Genomic DNA, 9553 nt, shown 5'->3' with positions numbered 1-9553 from the left:
CAGAATCTCCTGCTTGTCGTTCAGTTCGCCGAGTTCTCGGTGACGAGCCGCAGCAGCGCTTCGGCGTCCATGTCGTCGAGGGACTCCGTGCCGTGCTCCTCGGTCCGGCCCGCGTCGGGGTCGGGTTCGTCGGCGGCACCGGGGTCGGCGTCGGCGAGGCCCAGCACCATGTCCAGCAGTCCGGCCCGTCGCAGCCGTCCGACGGGGACGGAGGCGAGGACCTCGCGGATGTGGGCGTCGGGATCGTCGGCTCGGGTGGTGCCCTGCTCGCCGGGGGTGTCGCCGAACAACAGCGTCCCCAGGTGGCGGGCCAGGTCGGTGGGTGTCGGGTGGTCGAAGACGAGCGCCGCGGGCAGCGGCAGCCCGAGCCCGGCGCGGAGCCGGTTGCGCAGCTCCACCGCGGTCACCGAGTCGAACCCGACGTCGCGGAACGCGCGCCCGGCAGGAATCGCGTCGGGGCCGTCGGTGCCGTCGGTGCCGCTGTGGCCGAGGGTGGCCGCCGCCTCGCCGCGGACCGCCTCGACCAGCGCCCGGGCCCGCTCGGCGGTCGGCAGCGCCTCCAGGCGGCCGCGCAGCGGTGGGACGGCCGCGTCCGCGCCGGTGTCACCGGGGACCGTGGCCTGCCCGTCGGCGAGCGCGGCGACCGCCTCGGGCACCGTGCCCAGCAGCGGGCTGGGGCGCAGCGCGGTGAAGCTCGGCGCGAAGACCTCCCAGTCCATGCGCGTCACCGCCACCGCGGTGTCGCCCTCGCCGAGCGCCAGCTCCAGCGCGGACAGTGCGTCGGCCGGGTCCATCGCCGGGACACCCTGGCGGTGCAGCCGCTCGTGCACCTCGGGATCGGTGGCCATGCCGACCTCGCCGAACGTGCCCCAGGCGACCGACGTCGCCGGCAGGCCGAGCCCGCGGCGGTGTGCGGCGAGGGCGTCGAGGTAGGCGTTGGCCGCGGCGTAGCCGGGCTGGCCGCCGCTGCCCCACACGGCGGCGCCGGAGGAGAACAGCACGAACGCGTCCAGCTCGGTGTCGCGGGTGAGCTCGTGCAGGTTCCGGGCCGCCGTCAGCTTGGACCGCAGCAACGCGTCGAGCTGCTCCACGGTCAGGTCCGCCACGGGGGCGTCCCCGTCGGCGACGCCCGCCGAGTGCACGACGGCCGTCAGCGGCAGGTCCGCGGAGAGCCCGTCCAGCAGGGCGGCGAGCGCGTCGCGGTCGGCGGCGTCGCAGGCGGCGATCGTGACCTGCGCGCCGAGCGCCTCCAGTTCGGTGCGCAGCGCCGCCGCGCCGGGGGCGTCCTCACCGCGGCGGCTGGTCAGGAGCAGGTGCCCGGCGCCGCGCTCGGCGGCCCGCAGCGCCGTCCGCCCGCCGATGCCGCCGGTGCCGCCGGTCACCAGCACGGTGCCGCGGTCGCAGCCGCCGCGCCCGGGGCGCGGTGCGGCCGGTGCGGCGTGGGTGAGCCGGCGGGCGAGGACGCCGTGGGCGCGGACCGCGAGCTGGTCCTCGGTCCCGGCCCCGGCGACCAGCGCGGCGACCCGCTGCGCGGTCCGGGCGTCCGGGCCGGCGGGCAGGTCGATCAGCCCGCCCCACCGGTCGGGGTGCTCGAGGGCGACGACGCGGCCGAGACCCCACAGGGTGCCCTGCTCGGGATCGGTGACGGCGTCTCCGGGCGTGGTACCGACGGCGCCGCGGGTCAGGCACCACAGCGGTGCCGTGACCCCGGCGTCGCCGAGTGCCTGGACGAGCGCGAGGGTCCGGGCCAGCGCGGCGGGGACGCCCGGGTGGTCGGGGTGCGGTCGTCCCGTCGTGTCCGGGAGTGCCACGACCGCGGTGACCGGGCCGTCGGCGGCGTGCCGGGCCAGCTCGGCGGCCCACCCCGCGCGCCCGGTGCCGGGGTCGGTGACGGGGACGGCGCCGGGGCCGAACGCGTCGAGCAGCCCGTCGTCCTCGGTGCCGGTAGCCGGTCCGTCGCCCACGACCAGTACCCGCCCGGCGGGCGGGCCCGCGGCGGGCTCCGGGACCGGGGCCCAGTCGACGCGGTAGCGCAGGTCGTTCGCGCGGGTGCGGGCGCGGGACCCGGCGCGCCAGGCGGACAGCGCCGGCAGCACGGTGTCGAGTGCGCCGCCGGGCACGCCGAGCGCGTCCGCGAACGCCGCCGGGTCCTGGCCGTCGACGAGGTCCCAGAACGCGGCGTCGTCGGCGGCACCCGACGGGTCCGCCTTCGGCTCGGGCCAGTAGGTGCGGCGCCGGAACGCGTAGGTCGGCAGGTCGACGTGACCGCCACCGGTGGCGGGCAGGGTCGTCGTCCAGTCGACGGCGGCGCCGTGCACGTACGCCTCGGCCAGCGAGGTCAGCACCCGGGCGGGTCCGCCCTCGTCGCGGCGCAGCGTGCCCAGCACGACCGCGGCGGCGGTGCCGTCGGGGTCGGCCGCCTCCTGGGTCTCCTGGATCGGCCCCGCGAGCACCGGGTGCGGGCTGACCTCGACGAAGATCCGGTGCCCGGCCGCGAGGAGGGCCTCGGTCGCGTCCTGCATCCGGACGGTGTGCCGGAGGTTCGTGTACCAGTAGGTGCCGTCGACGCCGCCGTCCTCGGTGGTGTCGAGGCGCCCGCCGGTGACGGTGGAGTAGAACGGCACCGCAGGCGTGCGCGGGGTGACGGGGGCGAGGACCTCGGCGAGCTCGTCGCGCACGGCCTCGACGTGCGGGCCGTGCGAGGCGTAGTCGACGGAGACCCGGCGGGCGCGGACCCCGGCGGACTCGCAGGCGGGCAGCAGCTCGTCGAGCGCGCCCGCGTCGCCGGAGACGACCACCGACGACGGCCCGTTCACCGCGGCGACCGACAGCGCGCCGTCCCAGGGGGCGATCAGCTCCGTGACCCGGCCGGCGGGCGCCGCGACCGACACCATCCCGCCGCGCCCGGACAATCGCGGCAGCGCGCGGCTGCGCAGCGCCACCACGCGGGCCGCGTCGTCGAGGTCGAGCGCACCCGCCACGTAGGCGGCGGCGATCTCGCCCTGCGAGTGCCCGACGACCGCGGCCGGCTCGACGCCGTGGGCGCGCCAGACCGCGGCGAGGCCGACCATCATCGCGAACAGCGCGGGCTGGACGACGTCGACGCGCTCCAGCAGCGCCGGGTCGCCGTCGCCGGTGAGGACGTCGTGCAGCGACCAGTCGACGTGCGGGGCCAGCGCGGCGGCGCAGTCGTCGACCGCGGTGCGGAACGCCTCGGAGGTCGCGAGCAGCTCGCGGCCCATCCCCCACCACTGGGCGCCCTGCCCCGGGAACACGAAGACGGGACCGGCGGGGTCCTCGGCGGCGGTGCCGGTGACCAGCCCGGCCGCGGAGGTGCCGTCGGCCAGCGCGGTCAGGCCGCGGGCGAAATCGTCGGGCGTCTCCCCCACGACGACGGCGCGGTGGTCGAAGGTGGCGCGGGTGGTGGCCAGGGCGTGCCCGGTCCGGGCCGGGTCCTGCAGGTCGCGCCCGGCGGCGTCGCGCAGCCGGGCCGCCTGGGCGCGCAGCGCGTCGGCCGAGCGGGCGGAGACCGCCCACGGGACGGGTCCCGCCGCGGCACCGGCCGGCTCCCCCACCTCGGCGGGGGCCGCCTGTTCGAGGAGGACGTGGGCGTTGGTGCCGCTGATCCCGAACGACGACACCCCGGCGCGGCGCGGCCGGCCGGTCTCCGGCCACGCGGTGCGGCCGGTGAGCAGCTCGACGGCCCCCGAGGTCCAGTCGACGTGGCTGGTCGGCGCGTCGAGGTGCTGGATGCCGGGCAGCTCCCCGGCACGCATCGCGGCGATCATCGTGATCACTCCGGCGACGCCCGCGGCGGCCTGCGTGTGCCCGATCGCGGACTTCACCGACCCCAGCCGCAGCGGCTCGTCCCGGTCGTGGCCGTAGGTCGCGAGGAGCGCCTGGGCCTCGATCGGGTCGCCGAGCGCGGTGCCGGTGCCGTGTGCCTCGACGACGTCGACGTCGGCCGCGGTCAGTCCCGCGTCGGCCAGCGCCCGGCGGATCACACGCTGCTGGGACGGCCCGTTCGGCGCGGTCAGCCCGTTGGAGGCGCCGTCCTGGTTGATCGCCGACCCGCGGATCACGCCGAGCACCGGGTGCCCGTGGCGGCGCGCGTCGGAGAGCCGCTCCAGCAGCACGACGCCGACGCCCTCGGCGAGGGTCATCCCGTCGGCGGCCTCGGAGAACGGCTTGCAGCGGCCGTCGGCGGCGAGTGCCCGCTGCCGGCTGAACCCGACGAACGCCTGCGGGGTCGCCATCACCGCGGCGCCGCCGGCCAGTGCCAGCGAGCTCTCCCCGCTGCGCAGCGACCGGCAGGCCAGGTGCATCGCGACCAGCGACGACGAGCACGCCGTGTCCAGGGTGACGGCGGGCCCCTCCAGGCCCAGCAGGTACGACACCCGGCCGGACAGCACGCTGGCGGCGGTGCCGGTGACCATGTGGGTCTCGGTGTCACCCGCGGCGTTCGCCATCGTCGTCGCGTAGTCCTGGTAGGTGGCGCCGACGAAGGTGCCGGTGCTGCTGCCGCGCAGCGACGCGGGGTCGATCCCGGCGCGCTCGAACGCCTCCCACGAGGTCTCCAGCAGCATCCGTTGCTGCGGGTCCATCGCGGTCGCCTCGCGCGGGGAGATCCCGAAGAACCCGGCGTCGAAGTCGGCGGCGGTGTGCAGGAATCCGCCCTGCACGGAGTAGGTGCGGCCGGGCCGGTCCGGGTCGGGGTCGTGCAGGGCGGCGGCGTCCCAGCCGCGGCCCGCGGGGAACCCGGTGATCGCGTCGACGCCGTCGAGCGCGAGCCGCAGCAGCGCCTCGGGGGTGTCGGCGCCACCCGGGTAGCGGCAGCTCATGCCGATCACGGCGATCGGGTCGCCGTCGGTGGCGCTGCCCGCCGGGCCGGACGAGTGCTGCTGCGCCCCGTCCCCGGCGCCGAGCGCGGCCTCCTCCAGGCGGCCCGCGAGCGCGGCGGGGTTCGGGTGGTCGAAGACCAGGGTGGAGGGCAGCACCAGGCCGGTCGCGGCGGCGAGCCGGTTGCGCAGGTCGACCGCGGTCACCGAGTCGAACCCGGCATCGCGGAAGGCGCGGCGCTCGCCGAACGCGTCGGCGGAGGCGTGCCCGAGCACGGCGGCGGCCTCGGTGCGGACCAGCGTGATCAGCAGCCGGGAGCGCTCGGCCGCGGACAGCGGCTGCAGGCGTGCGGCGAGGTCCCCGCCCGCTCGGCCGGCGGCGGGCGCCGCGGCCCGGTCGAGCCGGGCCCGGACCTCCGGGATCGCGTCGAACAGGTGCGAGGGACGGCCGGCGGTGAAGACGTCGTGGTAGACGTCCCAGTCGACGTCCATCAGGCCGACGACGGTCTCGTCGTCGTCGAGGACGCAGCGCAGCCCGGTCAGCGCGCGCTGCGGGTCGAGGTACTCCAGGCCGCTGCGCCGGATCCGGTGCGGGTCGGCCTCGGTGCGGCCGGAGTCGGCGTCGGGCCACTTGCCCCAGTGCACCGAGGTGGCGCGCAGCCCGCGGGCGCGGCGCTGCTGCGCCAGCGCGGACAGGAACGCGTTGCCCGCGGCGTAGGCGGCGTGCACGCCGCTGCCCCACATGCCCGCCGTCGACGAGTACAGGACGAGGTCGGTGTCCGGGTCGTCGAGCAGCTCGTCGAGGATCCGGGCGCCGGTCACCTTGGCGTGCACGACCTCGGCGAACTCGTCCACGGTCGTGTCGGCGATCGCGGCCAGCCCGATCACCGCCGCGGTGTGCAGAACGGTGCCGACGGTGCGGCCCTGCGCGGCGAGGCGGTCCAGCAGCGCGGCGACGGCGGCCCGGTCGGTGATGTCGCAGGCGACCGCCTCGGCCTCGGTGCCGGCGTCGGCCAGCTCCGCGAGCAGCGCGGCCGTGCCCGGGGCGTCGGCGCCGCGGCGGGACAGCAGCACGACGTGCTCCGCGCCGTCGGCGGCCAGCCGCCGTGCCAGGTCGGGGGCCAGGGTGCCGGACCCGCCGGTCACCACGGTGGTGCCGCGGGGGCTCCAGTTCCGGGCCGGGGCCCGGCCGCCGCGGCCGGCGCGGACGATGCGGCGGGTGAGGACGCCGGACGGGCGGACGGCGAGCTGGTCCTCGTCGCCGAGCCGCCCGGCCAGGACGGCGGCGAGCCGGTCGCCGGTCCGGGCGTCGAGCAGCTCGGGCAGGTCGACGGTGCCGCCCCGGCGGTGCGGGTGCTCGACGGCGGCGGTCCAGCCGAGCGCGGCGACCTGGCTCTGCAGCGGCCGGGTCACGGTGTCGCCGGGCGCGGCGGTGGCCGTGCCGCGGGTGAGGTGCCACAGCGGGGCGTCGGACCCGGCGTCGCCGAGTGCCTGGACGAGCGCCACCGACAGGGCGAGACCGCGGGTCAGGCCGGGGTGGCGGGGGTCGTCGTCCTCGGCGGCGGCCAGCAGCGAGACCACACCGGTGATCTCCCCGCCTGCGGTGGCGTCCTCGATCCGGGCGCGCAGGAGGCCCCGGTCGGTGTCGTCGTCACCGAGCACGAGGGGACGGACGCCGGCGCCGTGGCCCGCCAGGACACCGGCGACGTCAGCCGGGTCCGTGCCGGTCGCGGAGACCACCAGCCAGTCACCGGTCGGTCCGGTGCGGGGCGGCTGCGGGGCCGTCGCCCACTCGACGCGGTAGCGCCAGGCGTCGACGTCCGCGCGGTCGGCGCGGGACCGGCGCCAGGCCGACAGCCCGGGAAGGATCGCGGCGACCGAGGCCTCGTCGGTGCCGAGCGCGGCGGTCAGGGCGGGCAGGTCGGCCTGCTCGACGGCGGTCCAGAACTCGGCGTCCATCGCGCCGGTGTCCGGGGCCGCGGCGGTCGCGGTCCGGGTGCTCCAGTACCGCTCGTGCTGGAACGGGTAGGTGGGCAGGTCCACCCGGGCCGCGGCGCCGGCGTCGAACAGGACCGTCCAGTCGACGTCGAGCCCGCGGACGTACAGCTCCGCCGCGGACAGCAGGAACCGGTCGTGGCCACCCTGGTCGCGGCGCAGCGTCCCACCGGCGACACCGGTGATGCCGGCGTCGTCGAGCGCGTCCTGCACCGCCGTCGACAGCACCGGGTGTGCGGCCGACTCGACGAACACCCGGTGCCCGGCCGCGGCGAGCGCGCCGACGGCGTCGGCGAACCGGACGCGGTTGCGCAGGTTCTCGTACCAGTAGGAGGCGTCCATCGTGGACGTGTCCAGCAGGTCGCCGGTCAGCGTCGAGTACAGCGGCACCGCGGACGCCTGCGGGGACAGGCCCGCGAGGGTCTCCAGGATCTCCCCGCGCAGGTCCTCGACCTGGTGCGAGTGCGAGGCGTAGTCGACCGCGACGCGGCGGACCCGGACCCCCTCGCCGTCGAGCACCGCGCCGAGCTCGTCGAGCGCCTGCGGCTCGCCGGAGACGACGACCGAGCGCGGTCCGTTGACCGCGGCCACCGAGACCCGGCCCGCGTACCCCTCCAACCGGCCGGACACCGCGTCGACCGGCAGCGCGATCGACATCATGCCGCCCCGCCCGGCCAGCGACCGCCCGATCGCCCGGCTGCGCAGGGCCACGACCCGGGCCCCGTCGTGCAGCGACAGCGCACCGGACACGACGGCCGCCGCGATCTCGCCCTGCGAGTGGCCGACCACCGCGTCCGGCTCCACACCGTGGGCGCGCCACAGCGCCGCGAGCGCGACCATCACCGCGAACGACGCCGGCTGCAGCACGTCCACCCGCTCCGCGTCCGGCGCGCCGTCGGCGCCGCGGAGCACGTCGTGCAGCGACCAGCCGGTGACCGGGTCGAGGGCGCCGGCGCACTCCGCGATCCGCGCGGCGAACACCGGGGACTCGTCGAGCAGCCGGGCACCCATCCCGAGCCACTGCGCCCCCTGGCCGGGGAACACGAACACGGTGCGGCCCTCGACGTCGGCGGCACCGTGCACGACGTGCGGGGCGGGCGTCCCGGCCGCGAGCGCCCCGGTCCCGTCGAGCAGGTCGTCGCGCCCGGCACCGACGACGACGGCCCGGTGCTCGTGCCGGGCGCGGGTGGCCAGCAGCGCGTGGCCGACGTCGTGCGGGCCGGCGGTGCTGTCGTCGCGCAGCCGGGCGTGCAGCGCGGCCGCCCGGTCGCGGCGGGCCTGCGCGGTGTGCCCGGACAGGACCCACGCGAGGACGCCGTCGGGGCGCTCCCCCGCCCCGGTCTCCTCCTCGGCGGGTGCCTGCTCCAGCACGGCGTGGGCGTTGGTGCCGCTGATGCCGAACGACGACACCCCGGCCCGCCGGGGGCGGCCGGTCTCCGGCCACGCGGTGCGCTCGTCGAGCAGCCGCACCGACCCGGCCGACCAGTCCACGTGCGACGACGGCTCGGCGGCGTGCAGGGTCGGCGGCAGCACCCCGTGGCGGAGCGCCTGCACCATCTTGATCACGCCGGCGACGCCGGCGGCGGCCTGGGTGTGGCCGATGTTGGACTTGAGCGAGCCCAGGTGCAGCGGTGTCCCGGCGTCGCGGTCGCGGCCGTAGGTGGCGAGGATCGCCTGGGCCTCGATCGGGTCGCCGAGCCGGGTGCCGGTGCCGTGCGCCTCGACGGCGTCGACGTCGGCGGGGGTGAGCCCGGCCCGCTCCAGTGCCTGGGTGATGACGCGTTCCTGGGACGGCCCGTGCGGGGCGGTCAGGCCGTTCGAGGCGCCGTCCTGGTTCACCGCGGAGCCGCGGAGGACGGCGAGCACCCGGTGCCCGTTGGCGCGGGCGTCGGAGAGCCGCTCCGCCACCAGCACGCCGACGCCCTCGGCCCAGCCGGTGCCGTCGGCGTCGTCGGAGAACGCCTTGCAGCGCCCGTCCACCGACAGCCCGCCCTGGGCGCTGAACTCCACGAAGACCGACGGGTCGGCGAGGATCGTCACCCCGCCGACGACGGCGAGCGACGACTCACCGCTGCGCAGCGAGTGCGCCGCCAGGTGCAGCGCGACCAGCGACGACGAGCACGCGGTGTCCACGGTGACCGCGGGGCCCTCGAGCCCGAGCGTGTAGGAGAGCCGCCCGGACAGGACGCTCGCGGCGGTGCCGGTCAGGGCGTGCCCGCCCAGCTCGGTGCCGGCGTCGGCGGACGGGCTGCCCCAGTGGTACGAGCCGACGAAGACACCGGCCGGGCTCCCGCGCAGCGAGGTGGGGTCGATCCCGGCGCGTTCGAGGGCCTCCCAGGAGACCTCCAGCAGCAGCCGCTGCTGCGGGTCCATCGCGGCCGCCTCGCGCGGGGAGATCCCGAAGAACCCGGCGTCGAACCCGGCGGCGTCGTCGAGGAACCCGCCGCGGGCGGTGGCGCTGCCGCCCTCGCCGGTGCCCCGCAGCGCGTCGAGGTCCCAGCCGCGGTCGCCCGGGAACTCCGCGATCCCGTCGCCACCGGAGGACACCAGATCCCACAACGATTCCGGGGAATCGACGCCGCCGGGCAACCGGCAGCCCATTCCGACGATCGCGACCGGTTCGTTCCCGATCGATTCCAGTTCGTCGATACGGCGGCGGGCACGGCGCAGATCCGTCGTGACCCGGCGGAGCGAGTCGACGATTCTGTCGTGCTTGTCCG

Annotated in this window: 1 protein-coding gene; it reads right to left on the bottom strand. The window is 77.5% G+C overall.

From position 1 onward, the window contains the following. Positions 1–20: 20 nt before the first annotated feature. Positions 21–9536, bottom strand: a complete 9516-nt coding sequence (locus PP1_RS00730) for a type I polyketide synthase (RefSeq protein ID WP_443217604.1) — start codon at positions 9534–9536, stop codon at positions 21–23. Positions 9537–9553: the final 17 nt, after the last annotated feature.

Source organism: Pseudonocardia sp. P1 (genome assembly GCF_000178675.2).
Lineage (GTDB): Bacteria > Actinomycetota > Actinomycetes > Mycobacteriales > Pseudonocardiaceae > Pseudonocardia.
The sequence above is the reverse complement of the archived record's forward strand: the minus strand, read 5'-3'. Positions and strand labels throughout refer to the sequence as shown.